The following is a 24,821-nucleotide window of genomic DNA, read 5'->3' as shown; positions in this document are numbered from 1 at the left end:
CAATAAACGTATATGTCTCTTATTCATCTGAAATACAGGCGGCTGAAACGACAGAAACGCCGCAACATCATTCTGAACATAGTGTGTATTCTCATAGCGGGTTCGGGCATTGTCTGGACGATAAACTATTTCTGGAGATACATAAGCTACGAAATCACCAATGACGCGTTTGTCGATCAGTATGTGGCACCGGTGAATGTGCGTGTGGCCGGATATATACAGGAGGTGCGTTTCAAGGAACATCAGTTTGTGCACCGCGGCGATACGCTTGTGGTTCTGGACAACCGTGAGTATGTCATACGGCAGAAGGAGGCATGTGCGGCACTGCTCGACGCACGCGGTTCGCGCGATGTCCTTGCCTCAGGCATACGCACATCGCACACAAAGGTGGCCGAGCAGGACGCCAATCTGGCCGAGGCGAAGGCCAAACTTTGGCAGGCCGGACAGGACTACCGGCGCTATGAGAGGTTGCTTCGCGAGGAGTCGGTGCCCGAACAGCAGTTTGAACAGGTGAAGGCCGACTATGAGGCGGCGCGTGCACGATATGATGCACTGATGCGGCAGAAGGAGGCCGCCAGTTCGCAATATGACGAGACAAACAAGAAGAAAGTGAATGTGGAGGCGGGCATACTGCGTGCCGAAGCTGCGCTCGACCTGGCAAACCTCAATCTTTCATACACGGTGGTCACGGCTCCATACAGCGGATACATGGGCAGGCGCACTATAGAGCCGGGACAGTATGTAAGTGCCGGGCAGACTCTTTCGTACATAGTACGGCAGTCTGGCAAGTGGGTCACAGCCAATTACCGCGAGACACAGATAGCCAACATCTACATAGGACAGCCTGTGCGCATAAAGGTGGACGGTGTGCCTGGCCGTGTTTTCAAGGGCCACGTGACTGCCATATCAGAGGCTACGGGCTCGAAGTATTCGCTGGTGCCTACGGACAACTCGGCAGGAAACTTCGTGAAAGTGCAGCAGCGCATACCCGTGCGCATTGATTTCGATGATGTGGACGAGAAGAACATGAGCATGCTGCGTGCAGGAATGATGGTTGAAACAGAAGCAGAGAGAAAGAAATGAAGACCGCACGCGAACTCGACATTCCCGTACGCCGGTGGGTGCCGGACATTATTGGCGTGGCTGCCGTCTTCATCATAATGCTCCCCATCGCCATGCTTAACGGCACTTATACGGGCAGCATGGTGGAGGTGTCGGGCACACTCGGTGTTTATACGGAGGATATCACCATAGGTTATTATGCCGCTTCGGCCGGTATGGCGGTGTCTTATCCCATCGTGCCGAAGATTCTTAATGCCTTTTCGTCGAAGTCGCTTCTGCTTGCCGACCTCACCATGCAGTTCTTTCTGAGCTGGTTTTGTGCGCGTCAGTCGGAAATAGGACTGCTCATCGCTGCCAGCTTCATCATTGGTTTTCTCAAAGGATTTATCATGCTTTGGGTCATACGGCGCATAAAGTTCATATTCAGTCCCAAAGATGTGAGAAGCGAATTCTACGCTTACTTTTATCCTTTGGTGTTTGGCGGCGGCCAGTTGTCGATGGTCATAACGGCTCTGCTGGCTTATCATTACGACTGGAAGTACATGTATTATTTCATGATGCTGCTTCTGCTGCTTGCCATTATGGCGGTGATACTGCTGTTCCGGCATGACCGCCCGTCACGTTCAGTGCAATGGAAGGAACTTCATCCGCGCGAGATGCTTATCATTTCCACCGGTCTGCTCATGCTGATATATGTGATAACTTATGGCAAGACTCTCGACTGGATGGCGTCAACACGCATTTGTGTTTATATTGTCGTGGCACCGCTGCTTGTGGCTTTGTTCTTATGGGAGCAGTTCCATTCACCCCGTCCGTATGTCAGTCTGAAGCCTTTGTTCCAGTGGAAGGCCATTCTCGGATATTTCTATATGATGCTTGTGATGTTCTTTAGTACGTCGACAAGTCTTCTTACAAGTTACATGACAACGATACTTCACGTTGACAATACGCATACTTACACACTCTACGTGTGGCTTTTGCCCGGTTATCTGCTCGGAGCGTTCATCTGTTTCTGGTGGTTTCGCTGGCAGCGGTGGCGCTTCCGTTTCTTCATAGCTGGTGGAATGGCGTGTTTTGCATTGTTCTTCGGAATGCTCTATTTCGGCATATCGCCCGACAGTACTTATGAGATGTTGTATCTGCCGATGTTCTTCCGTGGACTTGGCATGCTCACACTTATCATAGCCTTTGCACTTTTTGCGGTGGAAGACCTGCATCCAAAGTATCTGTTGTCTAATGCTTTTTTTCTTATCACATTCCGTTCTGTGCTTACTCCGGTCATTGCTTCTGCCTTTTACAGCAATGTGCTTTATCATCTTCAGCAGAAGTATATGGTGGAATTGTCGGAGAATATGACCGCAGCCGACCCGTTGGCGGATGTCCGTTGGCAGTCGGCATTCAACAGTGGGATTATGCAGGGACACGGAGTGGATGAGGCAACACAGCTTGCCACCAATACGCTTTACAGCGTGGTGCAGCAGCAGGGCACTCTGCTTGCTCTAAAACATATTCTCGGCTGGTTGTTTGCCGTAACGCTGGTGATAGCTGTTGTGTCACGTTTCATACCGTTCCATAAGACAGTGCGCGTACCGGTTGTACGTATGGGCGAGGATATGGTGTGATTGATGAGTTGGCACATACGTGTATACGGTTTTATTTCATGTTCATTCCGGAGTGTTCAATTAGTTGCGGCAACTTGACATGAGGATGTGGCGCCGGCGGCGGTAATACCATAGTCCGGTGATGTCGGCCAAAGCCCAGCCTATAGGCACAGACCACCATATGCCGGTGTATCCAACAGACGGGATGGCGGCAAGGGCGTATGCCAGTGCCACACGGGTGCCGAGCGACACAACGGTGAGCACCACCGACATCGAGGGCAGCGCCACTGCGCGGTAGAGTCCGTAGAGAAGGAACAGATAGCCAATGCCTACATAGAAGCTGCCTTCGATGCGCAGATATTCCACTCCGATGGCTATTATTTCGCTTTCGCCTTCAGGTACGAAGAGCGACATGAGCCACGGCGACAGCCAGAACACCAGAACAGACACCGTGAGGGCGAACAGCGTGGTAACGACAACGGCGCTGCGTATACCCCGTCTTATGCGGTCGGCACGTCCGGCGCCGAAGTTCTGTGCGATGAATGTGGAGAAGGCGTTGCCGAAATCCTGCACTGGCATATAGGCGAACGAATCAATCTTGACCGCCGCGGCGAATGCTGCCATGACCGCTGTGCCGAAACTGTTGACCAGACCCTGCACCATCAGTATTCCGAAATTCATCACCGACTGTTGCAGGCACGTGAGAAACGACCATGAAGCCACGCGTCTGAGTGATGCACCGTCGGCCTTGCAGTCGGAGCGGGTGAGGCTAAGTTCGGGGAAACGACGTTTGGTGTATATGTAAAGTCCGACAGCAGCTACGGTCTGTGCGGCCACAGTGGCAAGCGCAGCACCCTCTACGCCCATACCCAAACCGAGTATAAGTGCAAGGTCAAGCGCGATGTTGAGAACCACGGACACTGCGAGAAACACAAGTGGAACAACCGAGTTGCCAATCGCGCGAAGCAGAAATGCGTAGAAATTATATACGCATACGGGCACCATTCCAAGAAAGACGATGAACAGGTAGTCGTGTGTAAGCTGTTCAATCTCGGACGGTGTCTGCATGATGCGGATTATGGGATCGAGAAAAACAAGTGACACGGCATTGAGCACAAGTGTCGTTGCGCCTATGATGAGTATGGAGGAGAACAGGCTGCGGCGCAAAGCCTTCAGGTCGCGGGCACCGTAGTGTATGGAGAAAAGGGCGCTGCAACCCATGCAGAGTCCTATGAACACGGATGTGATGAATACCATGAGAGCATACGACGAACCTACGGCTGCCAGTGCACGTGCACCAAGTACGCGGCCAACGATGAGTGTGTCGGCAATGTTGTAGCACTGTTGCAGCAGATTGCCGAGCATCAATGGCAGTGCAAAACGCAGCATGGTGACGGTGATGCCGCCCTCTGTGAGATTTCCTTTGTTGTATAATTGGCTCATGTCCTTGTTCCGAAAAAACATTCAAAATTACGCTTTGTGCGTCAATTACACAAATATCCATGATGTAATTATATGTATGTAATGAATGATTTTTGCATATTTATTTGCAAAATATACATAAAAGCATTACCTTTGCGGCCGCAAAATTCGATATCCAATGAACAATACATTATTCATAACACGCCGTTTACGTATTGATGCCGGTCTTTACAAAGGCACCGACATCAGTCAGACCGTGCATGTTCATTGGTTCAGCGGTTTTATCTGATTTTCCACTTTATTTTATTATATCAGGCTGTCATGCTGTCCGTATGAGGCATGGGCCGAAGTGATGTTGCGTGTGGAGTTTTTCCATCGCGCCGTCATCAGTGTTCTGTATGTGGAATTCTTAAAATCAAGACAATACAAATCATGTTCAGCATAGTAATGACCATGCTGGCCGGTGTGCTTATCGGCCATTTCCTGCGCAATGGAAAGAGAGTGGAGAAGATAGAGAAGAGCACGTCAATAACCATTTTCGTACTGCTCTTCGTGCTCGGCCTTTCAGTAGGCTCAAACAATGTTATAATTGACAATCTGGGACGTTTCGGCTGGCAGGCTGCAGTCATTGCCATGCTCGGAATGGGCGGAAGCATCATTGCCGCACGCATAGTGTTTCAGTTGTTTTTCAAGAAAGGAGAAGAGAAAAATGAAAAATAGTCTGTTTGTAATCGTGATTTTCGTTGCCGGTTGTATCGCCGGTGCATATTATGAAATAAAAACCGACATGCACAATATGTCGCTCTGCATACTCTACGCGCTTATGCTGCAGGTGGGCATTGGTATCGGCAGCAACAAGAGTCTGCGCGAAAGCCTGAGACATGTAAGTCCGAAGATACTGCTTGTACCTGTTGCCACCATCATGGGAACATTGCTGTTTTCGGCTGCTGCAAGTCTTTTGCTCAGTCAGTGGAGTGTGTTCGACTGCATGGCTGTGGGCAGTGGTTTCGCCTATTACTCGCTTTCGTCAATACTGATAACGCAGTTTAAGGAACCGTCGATAGGTCTGCAGCTTGCTACCGAGCTTGGTACGATAGCGTTGCTCAGTAATATCATACGCGAGATGATGTCGCTTGTGGGTGCTCCACTCATACGCCGTTACTTCGGAAAGCTGGCTCCCATATCGGCTGCGGGAGTAAATTCAATGGACGTTCTGCTGCCTTCCATCACCAGATGCTCGGGCAAGGAGGTCATGCCGATAGCCATTTTTCATGGAATTCTTGTCGATCTGAGTGTTCCGTTCTTTGTAAATCTGTTCTGCAGCCTGTAAAAAATCCGGCGCCTCCATGCAGACTTTTGCTGCGGAGACGCCGGAACGCATTGGGTTTTGATTGTTTAGTAGTTTTCTTTTATTTTACGGTAGTCTGATGTTTTCAGCCGATGGTCACTTCACCGTCAGCCGTTACCTGGTCCTCCCATCCGCTTATTGAGCCACCCGAAACGGTTATTCCGTCGCGTCCGATGCTCAATGTGATGGTGCATTTCTTGCCTCCTTCTAGGTTTTCCTGCGGTGTGCCGAGCTTTTCGAGCAGCTCTTTCAGAGTCATGCCTTTCTCTTCTCCGTTCATGTTTATGGACAGTGTGATGTCGGCAGTGGCCTGTGGTACGAGGAAGAATGATGCTGCCGCTCCTTCAGATACGTAGTTGTCTTTTGTATCTTTCACCTTGCTTATCTCGCCTTTGGCGGCATCCACCACGCATGTTGTTTTGGCGTTGCATTTCAGCACAAGTTCTTTCAGGTCTTCCTCTGTATATCCGCTGCCCGGTGTGAAGTTGATGTCGAGGCGGTGGAGGGCATGTGTGAACGTGAGGTTCACGTCATCCTTCGTGCCTACGTTTACCGGCTGTGCTTTTGAAAGCAGCAGATCCTTATATGATGCAGTGGCTGTATTGAATTCGAAAGTGCCGTCGTCGGCAAGTGTCTGTTTCGGATAGCATGCGGCGAAAGTCACGTGTGTGGTGCCTTCTGGCAGGTTAAGACCACTCCATGTCAGCACGTCTGTGTCGAATACATAGTCGGTGCGTGTTATGCATTTTGTGCCGTCGCCGACAAAAAGCGACAGAACGTCTCCCTTGATGAAGTTGCCTTTGCCTTCGTTGTCGAGCTGTGGAGTGCGCTTCTGCGGTGCCACACTTGTTCTTATCTTTATAATGTCTCTCTTGCTTGAGTTGTCATCGTTATTGTCATTCGAACATGCTGTCAGTATAAGACCGCTCATAATGCACATGCACAGAGCACTGATGATACGTGAATAGCTTTTTTTCATAATCATTGTTTTTTATTGTTTGTTTTATTATTTCGTTGTTTCTTAAATAATTATTTTATGTGTGGGTATTTCGTCTTCCAGATGTCAAGACGAAGATCAGCAAGTACCAGCGAGTTGAACGCAATCTTTCTGGCAGAAATGTTGCCGTTGTCAGGCAGTTGTACCATGTATGCACACAGGTCTTTTATCTCTGGCAATGTGGATTTCTCGTAAACAACCTTATATCTCATTATTGATGCATGGTTGGGTTCATCTATTCCGTCGTTGTTGTCACAGAAATAAACGTATGCCACATCTCCGTTTTCATCGAATTCTGCTCCCCAGATAGTCATGGAGTGACGGCCTGTGTTTGTTCCGGCATAATCGAATGCCGAGAAACCTATTGCCTTATGATTTCTGAATGCATCCTTCATCCACAGGTTGAAGTTCTTCTTCGACATGTCTCTCGTTTCTGTAGCGATATCATCTCCTGTCTTGAATAAACTTCTGAAGAATCCTTTGAATTCGGGATTATTAGGGCTGAGATTTTGTCTGTTACCGTTAATAAACCAGTTGACACCTCCTTTGTCCCAACTTCCGGCGTCTCGGAATGATTTCTTGAAGAAATTGAATACGGCACTATGATCCAGATTGTCGGGTGTCATCTGCTTGTATTCTTCAGGACGACTCATGTCACTGTATTCCAGACCGTAATCTTGGTCGTATGCTTCTATGTATTTTTTGTTTTGTTCCAACCACCAATGAATGAGGTTGGAAGAAGTGGCGGCCCAGCACATATTCCTGTCACTTACGAGGCTTTTGTTACAGTCGTACCAGCCACATCCTTCCTTCCAGGTAAAGAATTGCATTTCCAAGTTCATTGGCGGATACATGTTCTCGTACGCAAGGCGTAACCATTCTCCAGCCGGGAACTTAGTTTGTCCTACAGGATATGTGGTGATGTTTTCCCTGCCCGGGAAGTCGACGCCTTTTACACCATATACCCACCGTGTCTGGTTGGCAAACTCGGTATCTACTCCGCCTTCGTCCATTTTCAGTGTCAGATTGAGCGTTGTCTGTTTCCCTGCCTCAAATGTGCTGATGTCCGATTTCAGCATATATTTGGCCGACTTGCCACCGCTTTTGAAGCTTATGAGGCCTTCGCCGTCGTGAAACGCCTTGGCGTCCTGTGGCATGATGATGACAGAATACGAACTGTCGCCCGTCTTGTAAGGTTTTATCCATACGTATCCGGCTGCCTCGTCCGGGCTTACACTGCCATCGGCAACAGACATAGTACCCTGGCCGAGAGATTTTATTTCTACGGTCAGGTCTTCAGGTATGGAACCTTTCAGATTGATTTTTATGCGGTGCATGGCATGTGCGAACTGCATGTCCGCAGCTACAGAACCTTCCTTTACGGTGGTTCTGGCGAAGAGAATGTCGGTTGCGTTGTGGTTGTCGGTTGTGCTCTGGTCGGCAGGTATGCTTATGGTTCTCATGTTTTCGCCCACGGCAGCCTGTGGTAAAATAGGATAAACGGCTGAGAGCAGCAGTTCTCCTGTGCCGTATTCGCTGCGCTTGAGTGCCGGCATCCACTGTGAACCGGAATACTGTAAAGTGGTATTGCTTGTGGTACCTGCGGTAGAAATGTTCATCTCTATGCGGTCGCCGGCCTCGAAGCTGCCTTTACCGTCTGTGTCGACGGCTGCGTTCCTGAGTGTCCAGTCTGCACTGCGTGAGCATTTAAGGGCAATCATGCCTTCCTCGTTGCCATAAAACGAATCGTCAATGTCGCTGCACGAAGCCATAAACATCAGGCTTCCCGCGAAAATGGCAATAACTTTCTTGAAGTTTGTCGTCATTATTCCAATATTATTCTGATAAAAAATGAGTTGTCGGTTTACTTCCGTAATAATCAAAACAACAAACATTCATATAATACTTATGCGCATACCTGAATATTTGTGTTATTATATCATATATGTATATCCTGAAAACATACATCCCGATATATACGGGCTGCAAAGATAATGCTTTTGCTTCACATTGCAAAGACTTGTGACGGAGTGGTGTTGTTTTGTAGAAAGACGATGAATTACATTCCGTTGTCATAAAGATGTTTCATGGTATTGAACATTTTTAATGTTGTGTGTTATTGAGGGAGACGTTATGGTTTTTTATAATGAAGATATGGTCTTGGAGGACAATTCGCGTAGCATGACATATTCTTCTTCTGTTTCGTGCAAGGTCATGAAGCCGAAGCGACAGTACAGACGTACGGCAGGATTAGCCTTCTGTACCGAGAGTGACACACTGTTAATACCTTCATCGTGTAGCCTTTGCAGTATTGTCGATAGCAGTCGGCTGCCAATACCTTTGCCGCGATGTTCTTTTTTTACGGATATGGCGAGCGATGGTGTTTGGTCATCCACGTGTCCGTAGTCGTTCATTATGCGTGCCCACACAGCTCCTATAAGTCCGTCGGTGGTTTCGGCAACGAAACAGACATCGTGAGGTTTTTGTCCAAAGTCTTCTATATAAACACGGAGTTCAGGTATGTCTGTTACGCTTAGTGGTGGCGGTTCCACACCTTCGGGCAGAAAGATGGCGTCGTAGAGAAATCTGCGAAGGTGGTGATATTCGTCCTTGTGCATCGGTCGTATGGTGCAATATTGTGTTTTTGTCATTTCTCGCATGCTTTTTTCAGATCGGCAAGATATACAGTCTGCTGTTTCTTCAGATATGTTCCTGCAAACGGTCTCATCCACCATTTTCTTATGTGTACGCTTTCCGTGAATTCTATTTCCGTACCGTATATTGTTTCGCGGAACACTCCTGTCCAGTGACCATTCAGATTATTGTTTTCAAAATACAGCTTGTAGCAGCTGTATGGTCTGGATACGATGACGGTGAAGTGTGTGGCATAGCCGTCTGTTGTGTATTCTGTGAAATTCTGTTCGTCATGTGTGACTATGTGGTTTATGCCACTGCGCCAACTGTGATGCTCTGGTGTAGTCACGGTGTTCCATACGTTACGTATGGAGGCACGTATTTCCGATTTTATCGTTACGGTTTGCATGACTTGTCTGTTATTTTTTTCTTGTCTGTGGATTTTAGTCTTTCTATCATTTGTCGCAGATTAGTGACGTTCTCCTCGTCGGACAATGTGGGATCTTTTGTAAAGCGTTCGCAGGGCAGGAGAGTACATTCTCCACAGTTGTCCATGCCTTTCCGATTTACGCAACAGTCATAAACCTTGCATATTTTGTCACCGGTGTATTTAAGCCAGTGTACTTTTCCGCGTATGTTTCTGCATCCACTACATTTTGTTGGGAACATTTCGCAACGTATGCAGAGCGCTCCGCATGGTGAGGGCATGGCAAAATCGTCCTTCCATAACCACCAACTGCATTTGTGAAGGTTGGGTTTGGGAGTGTTGACGAAGTATTCTACAGCCCGATAAAGATAGAGTTGGCAGCGGTCCACGATGCATCCGCGCAAGCGGCATTCTTCGCTATAAAGTTCTTCAGCGCTTTTACCTTTCAGCGATTCTATGGTGGTGTAGCCCATCGCTATGAGGTCCCGCTCGGTCTGTGGCCCTACGTTCGGTATTTTTCTCAGTTCGCTCATATATGGTGATTTTATTCCTTGGTTTCTTCAATGAGTGCGGAACTCCACTCCAACAGGTCGCGGCTCATGAGGTCGAACACATCACTGTCGGTTATGGAACCTGCGTGGCGGGCATGGTCGAGAATCCTCCGGTCGGTTGGCGTGACCATTTCAGTAAGTTCAGACATGGAGGAAACGTAAGAGCCGGTCTGTATGAAGTGTTTCATGCGGACGGTGAAGCGTGCCGCCTTGTAGAGCCCGGCAAGCGCGTCAGAACTGCGTGCGTGCAGGAAGTTGTGCGAGCAGGCATGGTAAAGATTGCATGCTCCGATGCGTACGGCGCGGCGTATGTCGTCGGCGGTGAACAGGCTATGCAGACACTCGAGCGAGCCAATGACGGGTCGCGTGTCAAGATACAGTTGCAGGAGGTCGGACCGTTCCCAACCCATCAGTTCGTCTTCGCCTGCCACAAATCCGCAGATGAGGCTGCTCTGGCTGTCGCTGTCGAGCATCCGGCGGTATGCGCGCAGGTCGTCGAAACCAACGTGGTCGAGTATCACCACCACGTCGATATCGCTCTCCGGTGTGGCTTCACCGCGGCCGTAACTGCCTTGCAGCCCTAAGAAACGGAGCCTATCGCCGAACAGCAGGGTGAGCCTATCCTGAAAAGAGGCGAGCCATCGGTTGATGTCGAAGTGTTCTTCGGCAGTCTGTATGCTTTCGCGCCATTGCTCGGCGGTAAGTTTAAGGAAGTGCTCTGTGCGTATGTCGCCGAGTGGCGAGGGCTTTCCTGTCTCCGTATGATGAAACACAAATCCGCATTTTTCCATCACTCGTCTCGACCGGGTGTTGCCTTCGTAGTGGCCGCACCACACTGCGCGCAGCCCCAGTTCGTCGAAACAACGTCGCAGTATGCGCCTTACGGCTTCCGGCGTGAACCCCTTTCCCCAATAGGGTACGCCGAGCCAATAGCCTATCTCGGCCTCGCCGTCGCCCATCTGCGCACTGTGCAGGCCGTCGCCATACATTATGCCGATGCTGCCTATGGGCTCGCCAGTCTCTTTGAGTACCATGGCGTAGGTCTCCGGACCCGACAGAACAGTGCGTATTATCTCGCGGCTGTTGTCCACAGACGTGTGTGGCGGCCATCCGGCAACAGGTCCTACGGCCGGGTCAGAGGCATATTTGTAGAGCGCGGCGGCATCGTTGTCGTGCCACGGACGCAGTATGAGTCTTTGGGTTTCCATAATGTTGTGAAATGAAAATATGGTTTTGTTTTCGCAGGTGTAATTGTCCGGTATGATGATTACGCCTTTTTCTTCTTTTTCTTTTCAGGATAGGGTAGAGCCTTCTCCAGCGTGGCCACCACCTTCAGCAGTTCCTCACGGTGCTCCACATCCAGTATGTAGTGCTCCTTTGCGCCGTCGTATGGCGTGCCACATTCGGCGTTTGCCATCATATCGGCCACTTCCGGCAGTTTCTTTATGTACGCTATGTCGTCGCAAACAAGCACTGCCGGTTTCTCATTGACATAAACCAGATATTCGCCGAACATCTTGCGGTGGCGCACATTGCCCAGCTCTGAGAGTTGTGAACATACAAATTCTACGAAGTCGATGGAGCTCGCCATAAAACGATGTGTTGTGAGTGTGTTTTGATAAGTGATAATAGTATAAGCAGATTTCGGACCTTGGGTGGTTTAAGGCGGAGATATTGCATGGATGCTGACACTTTACGCGCAGCATACGGACCGTAATACCGATTGTAAGCGCATAATGTGCTAATGTCTGTCATGCCACATACCGACAGACACACGGGTTGTCGGTATGTGGCATGATTGATGTTGTCATTTTAGTCCGAACAGGTCTACAAGTCCAACTTTGTTGAATTTGTAGAACATCTCGACAGACTCCGGAGTATCATTCTTGAGCAGCAAGAGCAACTCACGTGCAAACTCCAGATAACCGCTGCCGTTGGCCGTGACTATGTTTTTGTCTGCCACAGCCTGTTTGTTGATATATCCCGAAGCGTTGGTGTAGTTGTCTCCGCCCCATTGTATGAGTTGGTCGATGCCGTTACCGGTGTGTTTCACGTTGTTCAGGAAACCGTGTCGTGCCATGAAAGACGCAGCGTTGCATATGGCTCCTACGATGATGCCTTTGTCGAGTGCGGCTTTCACTATCGGTGCCACCTTGTCTGCCACGGCATGGTCGAGCCATCCGTATCCGCCTATCAGAACGAGCGCCGCGTAGGTTTCGGGCATGGTGTCGAACGAGTAATCGGGCAGTGTGCGGAATCCTCCGCATGAGTGCACTGCGTCGGTTGTAGGTGCAACCACCTTGTTGATGTATTTTGGTTCGGGACGCAATCCGCGTTCCTCACAGTTTATTGCCGATGCCAGAAAGGCCGGTTCGTGTTCTGCATAGTTGTCAAGCAGAACGTAGAGTATCTCATTATCCATTCTGATTAAGTTTATTGTTGTATGACTGTTTTGTCCGGTTGTTTCTGCTGTTATCAGGATTGCTTGATAACGGTAGTGCAAAGATAGTGAAAGGTGAGCGCAAAAACAAATGAAGAAACACAGTTTGTTCAGATTGGTTTTTGCCGAACCGCATCCTATCTTATACAAAGATAGTGAAAGGTGAGCGCAACTGCAAATTTGCGTAATAACAAATTCACGTCTCCGCAATCTGTAAATCCTCATCAACAGAAAGATACACGCTTTCTGTATCTTTCATAATGTGCTGATATCAGTGTTTTCAAAGAAAACCCGGACAGAGGACTTACAGATTTTCTTGACTTTTTTTTGACAAAATAAAATCGCAAAAGAGGTGTGAAGGAATGTTAAATCGCACATAATAAAGGCCGGTTCAGACCGTACCGTTTTATGATGTACCCCATAGTGGAAGGTCGGACAATACGTCTTGCGTTCCGGTTATGCCTGTTTCAGTCTCCGTTTTCGTTCATATCAGAGCGTGATATGGTGCGTTTCAGGCCATGAAACGGGCCATATCGTGTGCTGAAATGGTGCTTATTGCATAATGGAAAAATGTCTTTTGTATGCAAGTTGTTGATGTCCAGTGTTTTGCATAAACCTCTTATTTTTCGCGAATTTGCGTCCGAAGGAGAGTCAGCTCGCAAATACTCGCTTATTTTTCGGGGTAGAAGTGAAAACTCAGACGGAAAAACCACAGGATACTGAAAATCTGTAAGTGCCCCATATTGTCCACCTTCCGTCAGAAAGTGGCAACGCTGTGCGGTACTGAAGTCGCAGTCTTTTTGTCTTAACCTGTTTTATTCATTCTGTCGTGTCGGTTTCTGTATGTTTATGAGGAGTCGTACCCGTTTTTTACCGCCGACTGTATGGAGAAGCGAAGTGGGAGCTGTGTGCACAGGATGGTGGCCGGACAATATATAATAATGTGGTGTATGACGTTGTCCGGACGGTGACAGCGGTGATGCTTATGGCTGTATGTTTTTGTGTGGATATGGCTTCGTTGTGGTCTGTCCGTGTGTATTCTTTGTGATGTTCAGGGCATAATGCGTAAGTTATGAACAGAATATAGTGTTAATAAATTATAACGACTAATACGCAAAGTATTGTTTCTTGTTGCCTGTAAGATGTCTGAAAGTAACTTTAACTGCTTGAAATAAATGAATTTTGTTATATAAGCCGTGTTTTTGTTTTACATTATCACACTTTTATTAATGATTTAAAATATCTTAACGAATATGGTTTTGTTTATGAAATTTTATCTATCTTTACATGCATAAACCTGTTCCCTGTAAAGAGAGACGGCTTTGAAAAACTGAGAAATATGGATGAATAATCTTAATAGCCATGGTTGTATGAATCAGTTGGAGTTTTTATCGGGAAGTAACAATACCATACGGTGAGGATAAAGCTGGTTTGTCTGTACGCAAGATAATTATACATGATAATAATCATTGCGCCGAGACATGGATTGAAAATAGACATTAGGATAATTCCGTACCGATCGGATAAATCGCTTTTTGGCATCATTTGACTTTGTTTTTATCAGGATTCTGTGAATCGCTGTGGTTGTTGGTGGGACGTGCATGACGTATCACGTGACATGCCGGATACATATAATTCCGGACGAGAGACAGGTTGGTGGTGTGGAAAAGATTGAGGGGTGAGAATATAAATTAACTTAATAGATTAAGTGATATGAGAAGATTATTGTTACTAATGTTCACATTTATTTTCATCGCGGGAATAAATGTCGGTAAGGCGCAGGGCGTGTTGCCGTATGAAATCAATTTCGCCGACAGTCAGGAAGGCTGGACGGCTGTGGACAACAGTCCTAAGCCGGGGACGACATGGACATACAAGCCTAAGTGGGCATACATTCAGGGTGTCTATTATGGCAGCATCGTGATGACCATGGACTATTCTTCGACGAGCGACGACTACTATGTATCGCCGGCGTTCAATCTTGAGGCGGGAAAGAAATACACCGCCGAGTTCAATCTCTGCAGTCAGGCCGACGGCGAACCGTGCACTGTGACGTTCGAACGCGGAACATCCGACACCGACATGAGCACCTTCTCAAAGGTGGCCGATGTGGTGCTGAACGACAATTCGGAGTATCCCGCAGCACAGAAAGTGCAGGTGGAGGTGGAGGAAGACGGCAGCTATCACTTCGCTTTCCACAATGTTGCCCCGCCGTTCAACGGCACTGTGTTCATCTTCGAGTTCAAACTCTATGAGGACGGCGGCTCTGTGGTCGATCCGGAAGATCCTGTAAAGGAAGTTCCTTACAGCGTCAATCTGACAACAGATTATAAAGAATGGACAGCGGCCGACAACAACAAGGACTCACATACATGGACTCCTATGTCAGGTTTCGGTCCGATGCTGGAAATGCCTTTGACCGGACAGAACGACGATGACTACTTCTCTCCGCAGATAATACTGAAAGGTGGAGTTACCTATAAGATAACAACCAACGTGGCTGTACAGGGCATTCCGAAAGGATTTGACATCATTACTCTTACACAAGGAACGGATAAGACACTGATGACTCCTGTGAAACAGCTCACTCTGGAGAACAGTGGTGAGAACGTGGAGGTGGCTTATTTCACTCCGGAAACCGATGGCAACTATTATTTCTCGTTCCATAACACATCTGAAAGCGGTGGCAACACATTGCAGCTTTATTCTTTCGCAATAGAGGAGAACAAAGAGGATATACCTTCAGAAACAGAAATCTATTCGACTGATTTCACAGGTGCCGATCCTCTGAATGGCTGGACGGTAGTGGATACAAACGCCGACGGCGTGAAGTGGGCGATGATAGACGGTTATAACGGACCGTCCTATGACGGCAATACTGCCGCCGGTGCAGCAAACGACTGGCTCATCACGCCGGCTCTGAACATGGAAGCAGGCAGCGATTATCTGATAAGATACACTGTTTCACAGGCCGGTGCGTTCGATGCTGATGAACTGAACGTAAAGTGGGGCACGTCTCCTACAGCTGAGGGTATGACCAATATCCTTGCGACAGAAAGCATAAATCTGAACAGCGGTTCGGTGGACAAGATTATCCGTATGACATGCACCGAGTCAACAACTGCATACATCGGCTTCAACATTGCTACTGCCGCTCCTAACGGTATTCTGTCTGTCAACAAGATATCTGTTACGAAGACATCCAAGGCACAGCCTAAGAGTGTTGAGAATCTTGAGGTTTCTTCAAGCTTCAATAATAAGAGTGTTACTCTGAAATGGAAGAATCCGTCTTATGATGTTACGGATGCTCCTATCCTCTCTACGCTGAATATCAGCATATATGAGAATGGTGTGAAGGTGGCAACCCTTGAAGACAGAGAACTTGGTGCTGCCGATTCTTACACATACAACCCGGAAACATTCGGCGGAACAGCCAGATTTATGGTTGTAGCTTCTGTTGATGGTGTGGAGTCACTGCCTGTTGAACAGGTGATAAACCTTGAGGACGTTCAGGGCGAAGCCGTTGTTGTGAGAGAGTTCATGACAGCCGGTGATTACAGTGAGTGGGTTGTAGAGAACAAGGACGGCGGCAACACATGGCAGGCTGTGACCTATGGCGACGGCGGCATGACTGTGAACAGAGGCAGCAAGGATATGCACAATGACTGGGCTATAACACCTGGTGTGACGCTGGAGCCTGGCAAGAGATATGTAGTCAAGTTCAGAGTTTCTACAAGCACGAATTATGAAGGAACATTGAAGGTTTGGCTCGGCGACAGTCAGACATCAGAGAGTATGACAAGAGAGCTTATTTCTCTTGACGATATACGCTATAACGGATTTGTAAAGACTTCCACTCCGCAGTTCAGTGTGGACAAGGAAGGCGTATATTACCTTGCATTCCAGGATTGCAAGACAACCAACATGATGACAATAAAGAGCGTTGGTATATATTATATTGATGGAGACGACAAGGAAGTGCCGGTTGTCGAACTGCCTTATACGGAGAATTTCGACAGCTATACCACAACTCCTGAAGGATGGAAGATGGATCGCAGCAGCGAACAGTACGGCTTCTGGGTTGAGAAGGTGGCCGACGTTTCTTCAATATTGGGAGTAAAGGCATATTCAGGAGCTAACGCCCTGTTTGCTGCCGGTGGCGCACCTGAGGCAAGAGAAGAGGTTGTTTACACTCCGAAATTCTCTTTGCAGCCGGGCAAGACATATACTGTAAGCTTCATGCTTAACATGCTCCAGCGTGGAACAAACAACAAGGTGGCCCTTTACAAGGCAACCGATCAGAGCCTTTCTGCATTGGACGGCGAACCGCTGATGCAGACAGAAGAGTCAACAAACCTCAGTTGGGTGAAGAAAAGCGTGGATGTGACTGTTGATGAGGCTGGCGATTATTGCTTTGCAATCAAGGTGAACACTGACGGTGCCGAGGGCGGTGAGATCATCATCGACGACTTCAGCATAGAGGAATCTGTTGTTATCGTTCCGGTGAAACCGGCTGCTGTCACAAATGTCAGGGCTATGGCTGTCAATTCCAACAAGAATGTTATCTTCCACTGGAGCCATCCGCTTGTTGACGCTGAGGGCAAACCTATACAGAAAGGTTCTGTTATAAAGACTCAGATATATGATGGCGACGAACTCATTGTAGAACATTCTGAAACCATGCCGGATCCTGCCACTCTCGATCCTAACACAGGTCTTGAGGCTTCATACTCATACCAGTATGTTGACGGAGACAAGTTCGCCGGACAGAAGATTTACAAATTTGTACCGAGCATTGAGACAGAAGTAGGTCAGGCTACATCATGCGTGCTGTCGATAAGCAGTTTCACCGACGGATATCTCAAAGAACGCGCATACGTGGCCGACTTCTCTGAAGGCGAGAACGAATGGAACGCCATTGACGCTGACAAGGATGGTAACACCTGGACAAGCGCAGATGCTTCCATGGCAACCAACGGCAAGGATGAGTGGCTCATCTCACCGGAGATCGCACTCGATCCTACCAAGTCATATTATGTACTGTGTGAGTTCAAGACAGATTTTAACCAGAGTGCTGACATTACCTTTACACGTGGCAACGGTCAGTCGGTTGACGACCAGACAGAAGTGATAGGAGGTTTCAAGGACGTCATAATGAACGATTATAACGTGATGGAGATCGGCACCACATTCACTCCGGAGTCTGAAGGTAACTTCTTCGGCATACACGTAGAAAGCCCCAACGGTGCGAAAGTTCAGATAAAGAGTCTCAAGGTAATGCGTCTGTTCACTTCGGCAGAACCTGAAGAACTTCCTTATACTCAGGACTTTGAGAACCGCATCGACATCGACGAGAAAACCCTCTTTGCAAACAAGTGGGGTTGCAGAACATCTTCTTCAGAACTGTTCCGCATAACAAAGATGCCGGAGAATACGGTTGCCGCACACTCAGGAGAATATGCTGCAGTGGCTAATGAGTATTCGCTCAACGGAAGAACCGAACTTCTCTACACACCTTATTTCACATTGAAGCAGGGTGAGACATACGAGATTTCGTTCTATCTTTATATGCCTGGCAATGGTGAAAACAAGACTACGGCAAACGTAGTGCTCGCATACACTCAGGATGAAAGCGGACTTGAACTTCCAATACTGTACAGCATAAAGGATCCTGTTACCGAATGGACGAAGTTTACGGTGAAATATGAACCGACCTATGATATGGATTACTGCTTCTATTTCGAATTTACCGCTGACGCTCCTAACGCAGGAATGATTGCTCTTGACGACTTCAAGATTGAGAATGTGACAAGCACCGGCATCAAAGAGAATGTGGAAAGCAGCAGCATGCACTACGATGCTTCTACTTCGACACTGTATCTCCGCGACGACATCAAGTCTGTATCAATATACAATGTGCAGGGACAGAATGTTCTCAACGCACACGATGCGGCAGGCAGTATGTCATTGTCAGGTCTTGGCAACGGTATTTACATTGTGAAGGCACTTACATCTGACGGAAAGACTCTGTCAATGAAATTGGTTAAGAAATAAATAACATTTAATGGGCACTGCCTTTTCCGGGCAGTGCCTGATTTAAGAATACGCCTAATTAAACACATGGTTATGAAGAAAAACATACTTTTAGGTCTTGCGTTGCAGCTGTCTTTGTTGTTCTGCAACACGAACAGTGCTGTGGCTCAGGAGTATAACAAGAGAATAGCAATGGAAGGTGTGGAGATGTACGGCATAGTAACATTCTCCCCGATAAACCAGCTTGACGACATGATTCCGGGTTTGTATAAATTCGGATATGACGATAATTTCAAGCCGGACGACAACAGCGTGCTATTCAACCGCTACATATCAGGCGGTGGTGTATATCACAACGGCAAGATATACTGCAACATTTACAGCGACGAGGCCAACATGCCGGAGCAGAAACCGGTGTGGACTATTCTTGACGGCGAAACATATAAGGTGCTGTACGAGAAGGAACTGGCCGATAACTGCCAGTGCACCACAACATCGCTTGCCTACGATGTGACCAACGACAAGATATATGGAATAGTCGTTGACTACACAAACTCGCATCTGGTAGAAGTCGATCCGGAGACAGGAGATATGCAGAGAGTGGGCAAGGATTTCGAAAGCAATCTGCGATTCAAGACTCTTGTATCCGACAACAACGGCATGCTTTACAGTGTGGTTCTTGATACTAAGGATCAGGGACAGTATTTGTATAAGATCAGAAAGACTGACGGAATGGCTGTGAAGGTGAAGGCCATAACCGGCAAGAACCTTATCGGTCCGGATGATTATCTCGCTAACGGTGGCACGGAGCAGGCAATGTTCATTAATAGAGCCACCGGCAAGGTATACTGGATATTCGAGAGCAGCAGCATAGAGCTTGACAGCGAGTACACGCCGATAGTGGAACTCAATCTGACAAACGCTGAAGGCACCATCGTATCATATCTCTCACGTACATATCAGGTGAGCGGTGCATGGCTGAAAGAGCCGAATGAGGGCGCTCCTGGCATTGTTTCAGACTTCGAGTTCGTTACTCCTGACGACAGTTCTGTGAGCGGTTATTTCCAGTTCCAGATTCCTTCTGAAAGCTATCTTGGCACTCCGCTGACAGACGAAAAACTGAATGTTAAGGTGACAGAAGGCGACAAGGTGCTCGTGGACGCCACTGCAGCTCCGGGCTCTCTGTTCAAGAGCGACGCCATAACACTTCCTAACGACAACCACACGGTGAAAGTGACTGTGTCCAACGAATATGGTGACGGTCCAACAATCACCCGTACATTCTTTGCCGGATATGATCTTCCGAAGGCGCCGACAAACATAAAGCTGACATACGACGGCCTTACAACCACACTGACATGGGACGCTCCAACAGAGGGCATCAACGGAAACGCCATTGACAAGGACAATATCACATACAAAGTGGTAAGATATCCTTACGAGATAACCGTAGCCGAGAATCTGAAGGAATGCACATTCACCGAAACCCATCCGGAGGATATGACGCGTTATGTGTACACCGTGACGGCGATGTATGACGGCAAGGAAGGTGGCTGGGGTTATTCCAACAACCTGATTATAGGCACTCCGCTCAATCCACCTTACGGAGGCATGTTCACAGGTCCGGCAGACATGCTCAACTATTACACGCTGCTTGACAGCAACGGCGACGGATATTGCTGGAACTATGATTCCAACACAAGAAGCGCTGTGTACATTTACAACCAGCAGAACGACGCCGACGACTGGATGATAGCTCCTCCGATAAACTATCAGAAAGGCGTTGACTACACACTGTCGTTCAAGGCTTATTCGTCGTTGCCAAAGTATCCGGAATCTATGGAAGTTACATTCGGCAAGGGACGCACCCCGGAGGAGCAGACCATACAGTTGCTCAACATAACAGAGGTGCCCGGTGTGGATGAGGAACATCCTGTTACTGAATATTCGGTACCGGTAAGAGTGGACGAAGACGGCATCTATTATTTCGGATTCCACGTAACATCTCCGAAGTTCCATGAGTTCCTTTATCTCTTCGACATACGTCTCGACGTAACGACAGGTATCAACAATGTGACTGGCGACGAGGGTGTTTCGGTTACCACCGGCAAAAACACCATCAGCATAAGCAATCCGAACGGTGCCAAGATTTCAGTGTATTCAAGCGACGGCATGCTGGTTGATTCGTTCACAGACGCAGCCTATGAACGCACACTGCATTCCGGAATATACATCGTGAGAACCGGTAAATCGGCCAAAAAGGTTATCGTTCAATAAGCCATAAACAACCAACAGATATGAAAAGACTGTTAATATCGGCAGCTATTACTGCAATGTCGGTGAGTCTGTGGGGACAAAGCAAATTGTCCCCATATACCCGTCATTTTGTCGAGACTGTCAGACACAGCGGCTCTCCGGCCGAGATAAGACAGCTCCGTAGCGCCTACTACTTCAAGACGGGAGCAACGGACGACAGTGTTGTCATATCGGCCTTTGTCCATCTGCGCGACGGATACAGTCCCGATATGCTGAAAGAGTACGGTGTGAAAGTCAGAACCGTTATAGGCAATGTACTTACGGCTGACATACCGCTCGACGTTCTCGACAAGGTTGCGGCCATCGACGGAGTGAGATACATAGAAATGGGCACACCCGTAATGGCCAGTCTGGACAAGGCCCGCAAGGATACACGAGTGGACGACGTGCAGAACGGAGTGTCGCTACCCGAGGAATACCGCGGCAAAGGAGTCGTGGTGGGCTTGGTGGACAACGGTTTTGAGTTCGGCCATCCCAACTTCTACACCCGCGACAAAAGCGAGCTTCGCATAAAGCGTGTGTGGGACCAGAACGTCACGGGTACGGCTCCCGCAGGTTTCGGTTATGGATGTGAATACACAACAACCGACGACATACTGGCCAAAGGCTACGACACCAATGCCTCCACACACGGCACTCACGTGCTGGGCATTGCGGCAGGAGCCGATAATACCGATGGCAAGAACGTGTATGGCGTTGCCACCGATGCCGACATCGTGCTCGTATCTCTCAACGGAAACGAACTGATAAACGCAGACAACACCACCGTCATCGACGGCGTGAAATACATATTCGACTATGCGGAGTCGGTGAACAAGCCCTGCGTTGTCAATCTCAGTCTGGGCAGTCACCTCGGACCGCGCGACGGATCGTCCACCTTCGACATGCTGACCGGTGAGATGCTCGGTCCGGGACGCATCATCGTGGGAGCGGCAGGCAACGACGGCGGTTCAAAATGTCATGCATCCAAGACTTTCGAAGGAGAGCTGCCTGACACGCTTGCGACGTTCCTCGACTTCAAATACACATACCCGCAGTCGGGAACGGCCGAGATATGGTGTGACAAGGGAATGGACATCAAGTTCGTGCCTTTTGTCTATCGTGCCAAGAGCAACACCATAAAGAAAGTCTACGAACCGGCAGTGTTCAACGACGGACAGTGCGACAACCGCAGCTACGAATTCACTCTTGCCGAAGATTCCGTCACCGGCAATCTCTCGGTAGAAGGTGAAGTGAATCCTATTAACGGCAAGGTGCACCTGATGCTCAGCTTCAACTATCTGAATACGCCCGATTACCGTCGCGGCATATACGTCATATCGTCTGACAAGGGCACCGTGAACATGTGGACCGAAAACATGACATCGCTCTTCAGCAGCTATGATGTCCCCGGATTTGTTGACGGAAACGACGCGATGACCGTGGGCGAAATAGGCGGTACAGGCAAGCGTACCGTGTCTGTGGGAGCATACGTTACGTGCGACTACAGCCTGCAGTACGGAGTGCCTCACTACATAGACGAGAAGATGAATGAGCTCGCCTCGTTCTCAAGCCACGGTCCTACGGCCGACGGACGGCTCAAACCTGATGTCGCAGCTCCCGGCACCTACATCATATCTTCGCTCTCGAGCTACTACACAGGCAGCAAGACAAAGTACTGCACCGTAAACTGGAACGGCGGCAAATACGAGTATGGCTACATGCAGGGCACGTCGATGGCTTCGCCCTTCGTTGCAGGAGTGGTGGCCACATGGTTGCAGGCAAATCCCGAAATGACGCCGGAGAATGTGCTACAGGTGATGCAGAAGACCTCGCGCCGCGACTCCTTCACGGGCGACGACCTGCCCACCTGTCTGTGGGGATACGGCAAGCTCGACGCATACGAGGGTGTGAAGGAGAGCATACTCATCCGTACCGGCATTGATGCAGAACTTGCAGAGTCGCCGCATATGATTGTCTGCGACGGTCGCAGCGTACGCATTGTCATGGGATATGCCGACAACGACATACGCATGCAGCTCTACAACATGCAGGGCGAATGTGTCGCTTCAGCCACGGCGGGCAGCGCTGCGGGCGGCGAGGAGCTGACGTTCGACACCGCCGGAGCCACACGCGGAGTGTATATCTTCCGCATGTCGGGCGACAATACAAAACAAACAGTCAAGAAAATAATAATTCAATAAACAGCAAGATGATAAGAACAATGATACTGGCCACAGCCGTGGCCGCCGCAACATCGGTTTGCGCGCAAAACACAACGGAGGTCCCTGCACTCAGCGACATGGCAGGCGACTATCTCGTATTGAACTCACAGGAGTATAACGGGGTGAAAAACCTGGCGTCGATGAAGGCATTCACCATCAGTCCTTCGGGCAGCGCCACACTCACCATGAGCGGTTTCTACATGACGGGATGTCTCGACTTCGATGCCGAGTACAACGAAAAGAACGGCGGCATAAGCATCACCTCCGGCACACCCGTTTACGACATGGACACATACATGGTGTATCTTTATCCATGGGATACGGAGAACGATGTGGAGATTGTACGTCCGATAGAATACACATATGCCGGCAACGACACATGGGAGAGCGACAACGACATCATGGTGGTTGCCGTGCAGGGCGAGGAACGTCAGACAAGCACATTCGCCAACGGCTCGAGCATCGTGCGCTGCAACGGCACATCGGGCAACATTTCCTACGTGGGCTCTGCCGGAAGTCAGGACGAATACATTGAGTCAAGGCCGTGCTATGTGACCATAAAGGGCAACCACATCGACATATACAACGTGCTTCAGGCCGACCAGTACGGCTACGGCGTGCACCTCAGCGGCACGTTCGACGCACAGACCGGCGAGGCTATGCTCGACTATACGCTCACCGGCTATGCCAACGATGGCACATACCGCATTCTCACCGGTTGCGAATACGACGAAGCCACCAACATGCCCACCGGCATGTCTTATCCGGATACCAACAACATGGGTAAGATTCACGCCGTCATCGACCTCGAGAACGGCAGGCTGACTCTTGATCCAATGGCTATATGGGTGGCTGAGTACGATGCCGGAAGCGGCAGTATCACGGTGAATGAGAACATGCTGTTCGAGTTTGTCAAGACCGTCAACGTAGAGTACGACGCCAATTCTTCTGCCGTCACGACCATAGAGTCTGTTGACAATGGAACCGCTGCCAAGGAAGTACTGCGCGTGGACTATTACACCATCGACGGACGCAAGATTGCCGAACCGCAGGAAGGCAGTCTCGTGATACGTGTCACCGTCTATAAGGACATGACCACAAAGAAGGAGAAAACAGTGTTTATGAGCAACCGCTGATCCATCGGCAGGACAGCTTATACAGTGTACATAAAGTGTAAGGGGCGTATCCGTGCGATACGCCCCTTTTCTGTTCAGTGTTTTTCTTGTGTGCGGCCGTAGCCGTAGTGTGTCGCCGTTGTGCCGTCCTGTTGTGGTTCCGGTCAGCCTGTTGTTTCCGTTTCCGCCATACGCATAGTCCGTATGGATTTGTCGTCACTGCGCTGTTCTCTGTTCCGTCCGCTTTCTTTAGCAGTCACGTCCGCCGTGAGCGTGTTCTGCGCGGCAGTCATCCGTCTGCAGATTGTCACTTATGGCGGCGCGCTGTCATACTGTCCGAAATGTACTCTATCGCACTCCGTATTGCATATTTATTCATTTTTGACAGTAAAAAATTTTGACAAAATAAATTCTCAAAATAGAAAACGGAGGACGGAAATTTTCGTGTCGTATCGCGCAAAATGGGCTTTTCCGCAACCGTCGAGTCTGTCCGGAATCAGAGGGAAATTCTGTCGCCCTCGTCATAAAGCCTGTTTTGGCCTGCGATATGCACCATATCAGAGCCTGGTTTGCACTATATCAGGGCCTGATAAAGCCTATATCGTGCCCTGAAACGGGCTTAATCACAAGCCCGGGAGCTTGCCTTTGGATTGTCAAAATGCGTAAGCCGC

17 protein-coding genes and 1 pseudogene are annotated in these 24,821 nt (G+C 48.9%); 8 read left to right on the top strand and 10 right to left on the bottom strand.

The window, feature by feature from the left end; genetic code table 11:
• Window positions 1–12: 12 nt before the first annotated feature.
• Window positions 13–1,083: an HlyD family secretion protein gene (locus tag WKT13_RS04400; RefSeq protein WP_298618242.1), complete on the top strand. Its 1,071-nt coding sequence runs from the start codon at window positions 13–15 to the stop codon at window positions 1,081–1,083.
• Window positions 1,080–2,684 (top strand): MFS transporter, encoded by a 1,605-nt coding sequence (locus WKT13_RS04395; protein WP_340322991.1) that lies wholly within the window; start codon window positions 1,080–1,082, stop codon window positions 2,682–2,684. The genes WKT13_RS04400 and WKT13_RS04395 overlap by 4 nt, the downstream gene beginning before the upstream one ends.
• A gap of 60 nt (window positions 2,685–2,744) precedes the next feature.
• Here WKT13_RS04395 and WKT13_RS04390 read toward each other — a convergent pair whose 3' ends face one another.
• Window positions 2,745–4,106 carry an MATE family efflux transporter gene (locus WKT13_RS04390; RefSeq protein ID WP_340322990.1) on the bottom strand — a complete coding sequence of 454 codons (1,362 nt, stop codon included), beginning with the start codon at window positions 4,104–4,106 and terminating at the stop codon, window positions 2,745–2,747.
• A gap of 411 nt (window positions 4,107–4,517) precedes the next feature.
• Here WKT13_RS04390 and WKT13_RS04385 point away from each other — a divergent pair, with 411 nt between their 5' ends.
• Together WKT13_RS04385 and WKT13_RS04380 are read left to right on the top strand one after the other, a co-directional pair.
• Window positions 4,518–4,805, top strand: a complete 288-nt coding sequence (locus WKT13_RS04385; protein WP_340322989.1) for a LysO family transporter — start codon at window positions 4,518–4,520, stop codon at window positions 4,803–4,805.
• Window positions 4,795–5,415 (top strand): lysine exporter LysO family protein, encoded by a 621-nt coding sequence (locus WKT13_RS04380; protein WP_340322988.1) that lies wholly within the window; start codon window positions 4,795–4,797, stop codon window positions 5,413–5,415. The genes WKT13_RS04385 and WKT13_RS04380 overlap by 11 nt, the downstream gene beginning before the upstream one ends.
• Before the next feature lie 103 nt (window positions 5,416–5,518).
• On the opposite strand, the gene WKT13_RS04375 is transcribed toward WKT13_RS04380, so the two are convergent.
• From WKT13_RS04375 to WKT13_RS04335, 9 genes and pseudogenes are all read right to left on the bottom strand, one after another.
• Window positions 5,519–6,412, bottom strand: coding sequence for a fimbrillin family protein (locus tag WKT13_RS04375; RefSeq protein WP_340322987.1), 894 nt, complete (start codon window positions 6,410–6,412; stop codon window positions 5,519–5,521).
• Window positions 6,413–6,462: 50 nt separating this feature from the next.
• Window positions 6,463–8,256 carry a fimbrillin family protein gene (locus tag WKT13_RS04370; protein WP_340322986.1) on the bottom strand — a complete coding sequence of 598 codons (1,794 nt, stop codon included), beginning with the start codon at window positions 8,254–8,256 and terminating at the stop codon, window positions 6,463–6,465.
• Between the two features lie 315 nt (window positions 8,257–8,571).
• Entirely contained in the window at window positions 8,572–9,081 is a 510-nt protein-coding gene (locus WKT13_RS04365; protein WP_340322985.1) for a GNAT family N-acetyltransferase, read from the bottom strand.
• Window positions 9,078–9,473: an SRPBCC family protein gene (locus tag WKT13_RS04360; RefSeq protein ID WP_340322984.1), complete on the bottom strand. Its 396-nt coding sequence runs from the start codon at window positions 9,471–9,473 to the stop codon at window positions 9,078–9,080. Before WKT13_RS04360 ends, WKT13_RS04365 begins: the two co-directional genes overlap by 4 nt.
• Window positions 9,461–10,024, bottom strand: a complete 564-nt coding sequence (locus WKT13_RS04355; protein ID WP_340322983.1) for a helix-hairpin-helix domain-containing protein — start codon at window positions 10,022–10,024, stop codon at window positions 9,461–9,463. The genes WKT13_RS04360 and WKT13_RS04355 overlap by 13 nt, the downstream gene beginning before the upstream one ends.
• An 11-nt stretch (window positions 10,025–10,035) precedes the next feature.
• The gene (locus tag WKT13_RS04350) at window positions 10,036–10,620 is read right to left on the bottom strand and encodes a nucleotidyltransferase domain-containing protein (RefSeq protein ID WP_340323113.1); all 585 of its coding nucleotides are present in this window, start codon (window positions 10,618–10,620) and stop codon (window positions 10,036–10,038) included.
• Window positions 10,621–10,722: 102 nt separating this feature from the next.
• A pseudogene (locus WKT13_RS04345) lies at window positions 10,723–11,250 on the bottom strand (GNAT family N-acetyltransferase); the annotation flags it as partial.
• 59 nt (window positions 11,251–11,309) lie between these two features.
• The gene (locus tag WKT13_RS04340) at window positions 11,310–11,633 is read right to left on the bottom strand and encodes a TfoX/Sxy family protein (RefSeq protein WP_340322982.1); all 324 of its coding nucleotides are present in this window, start codon (window positions 11,631–11,633) and stop codon (window positions 11,310–11,312) included.
• Window positions 11,634–11,849: 216 nt separating this feature from the next.
• A complete protein-coding gene (locus tag WKT13_RS04335) occupies window positions 11,850–12,464 on the bottom strand; it encodes a DJ-1/PfpI family protein (RefSeq protein ID WP_340322981.1) in 615 nt (204 codons plus the stop codon).
• Between the two features lie 1,731 nt (window positions 12,465–14,195).
• On the opposite strand from WKT13_RS04335, the gene WKT13_RS04330 reads away from it, so the two are divergent.
• The 4 genes from WKT13_RS04330 to WKT13_RS04315 all read left to right on the top strand — a co-directional run bounded on the left by WKT13_RS04330 (window position 14,196) and on the right by WKT13_RS04315 (window position 24,171).
• A complete protein-coding gene (locus tag WKT13_RS04330; RefSeq protein WP_340322980.1) occupies window positions 14,196–18,536 on the top strand; it encodes a T9SS-dependent choice-of-anchor J family protein in 4,341 nt (1,446 codons plus the stop codon).
• 72 nt (window positions 18,537–18,608) lie between these two features.
• Window positions 18,609–20,792, top strand: coding sequence for a choice-of-anchor J domain-containing protein (locus tag WKT13_RS04325; RefSeq protein WP_340322979.1), 2,184 nt, complete (start codon window positions 18,609–18,611; stop codon window positions 20,790–20,792).
• Window positions 20,793–20,812: 20 nt separating this feature from the next.
• Complete coding sequence (locus tag WKT13_RS04320) at window positions 20,813–23,014, top strand: S8 family peptidase (protein ID WP_340322978.1); 2,202 nt, start codon at window positions 20,813–20,815, stop codon at window positions 23,012–23,014.
• 8 nt (window positions 23,015–23,022) lie between these two features.
• Complete coding sequence (locus WKT13_RS04315) at window positions 23,023–24,171, top strand: hypothetical protein (RefSeq protein WP_340322977.1); 1,149 nt, start codon at window positions 23,023–23,025, stop codon at window positions 24,169–24,171.
• Window positions 24,172–24,821: the final 650 nt, after the last annotated feature.

Source organism: Prevotella sp. HCN-7019, from assembly GCF_037890215.1.
GTDB lineage: Bacteria > Bacteroidota > Bacteroidia > Bacteroidales > Bacteroidaceae > Prevotella.
Note: the sequence above shows the minus strand (reverse complement) of the source record. Positions and strands in the feature narration are given on the sequence as shown.

Bases quoted from the DNA above. Each gene is read 5' to 3' on its own strand.
- WKT13_RS04400 (WP_298618242.1), top strand. From the start codon at position 13: ATGTCTCTTATTCATCTGAAATACAGGCGGCTGAAACGACAGAAACGC.
- WKT13_RS04395 (WP_340322991.1), top strand. From the start codon at position 1,080: ATGAAGACCGCACGCGAACTCGACATTCCCGTACGCCGGTGGGTGCCG.
- WKT13_RS04390 (WP_340322990.1), bottom strand. From the start codon at position 4,106: ATGAGCCAATTATACAACAAAGGAAATCTCACAGAGGGCGGCATCACC.
- WKT13_RS04385 (WP_340322989.1), top strand. From the start codon at position 4,518: ATGTTCAGCATAGTAATGACCATGCTGGCCGGTGTGCTTATCGGCCAT.
- WKT13_RS04380 (WP_340322988.1), top strand. From the start codon at position 4,795: ATGAAAAATAGTCTGTTTGTAATCGTGATTTTCGTTGCCGGTTGTATC.
- WKT13_RS04375 (WP_340322987.1), bottom strand. From the start codon at position 6,412: ATGAAAAAAAGCTATTCACGTATCATCAGTGCTCTGTGCATGTGCATT.
- WKT13_RS04370 (WP_340322986.1), bottom strand. From the start codon at position 8,256: ATGACGACAAACTTCAAGAAAGTTATTGCCATTTTCGCGGGAAGCCTG.
- WKT13_RS04365 (WP_340322985.1), bottom strand. From the start codon at position 9,081: ATGACAAAAACACAATATTGCACCATACGACCGATGCACAAGGACGAA.
- WKT13_RS04360 (WP_340322984.1), bottom strand. From the start codon at position 9,473: ATGCAAACCGTAACGATAAAATCGGAAATACGTGCCTCCATACGTAAC.
- WKT13_RS04355 (WP_340322983.1), bottom strand. From the start codon at position 10,024: ATGAGCGAACTGAGAAAAATACCGAACGTAGGGCCACAGACCGAGCGG.
- WKT13_RS04340 (WP_340322982.1), bottom strand. From the start codon at position 11,633: ATGGCGAGCTCCATCGACTTCGTAGAATTTGTATGTTCACAACTCTCA.
- WKT13_RS04335 (WP_340322981.1), bottom strand. From the start codon at position 12,464: ATGGATAATGAGATACTCTACGTTCTGCTTGACAACTATGCAGAACAC.
- WKT13_RS04330 (WP_340322980.1), top strand. From the start codon at position 14,196: ATGAGAAGATTATTGTTACTAATGTTCACATTTATTTTCATCGCGGGA.
- WKT13_RS04325 (WP_340322979.1), top strand. From the start codon at position 18,609: ATGAAGAAAAACATACTTTTAGGTCTTGCGTTGCAGCTGTCTTTGTTG.
- WKT13_RS04320 (WP_340322978.1), top strand. From the start codon at position 20,813: ATGAAAAGACTGTTAATATCGGCAGCTATTACTGCAATGTCGGTGAGT.
- WKT13_RS04315 (WP_340322977.1), top strand. From the start codon at position 23,023: ATGATAAGAACAATGATACTGGCCACAGCCGTGGCCGCCGCAACATCG.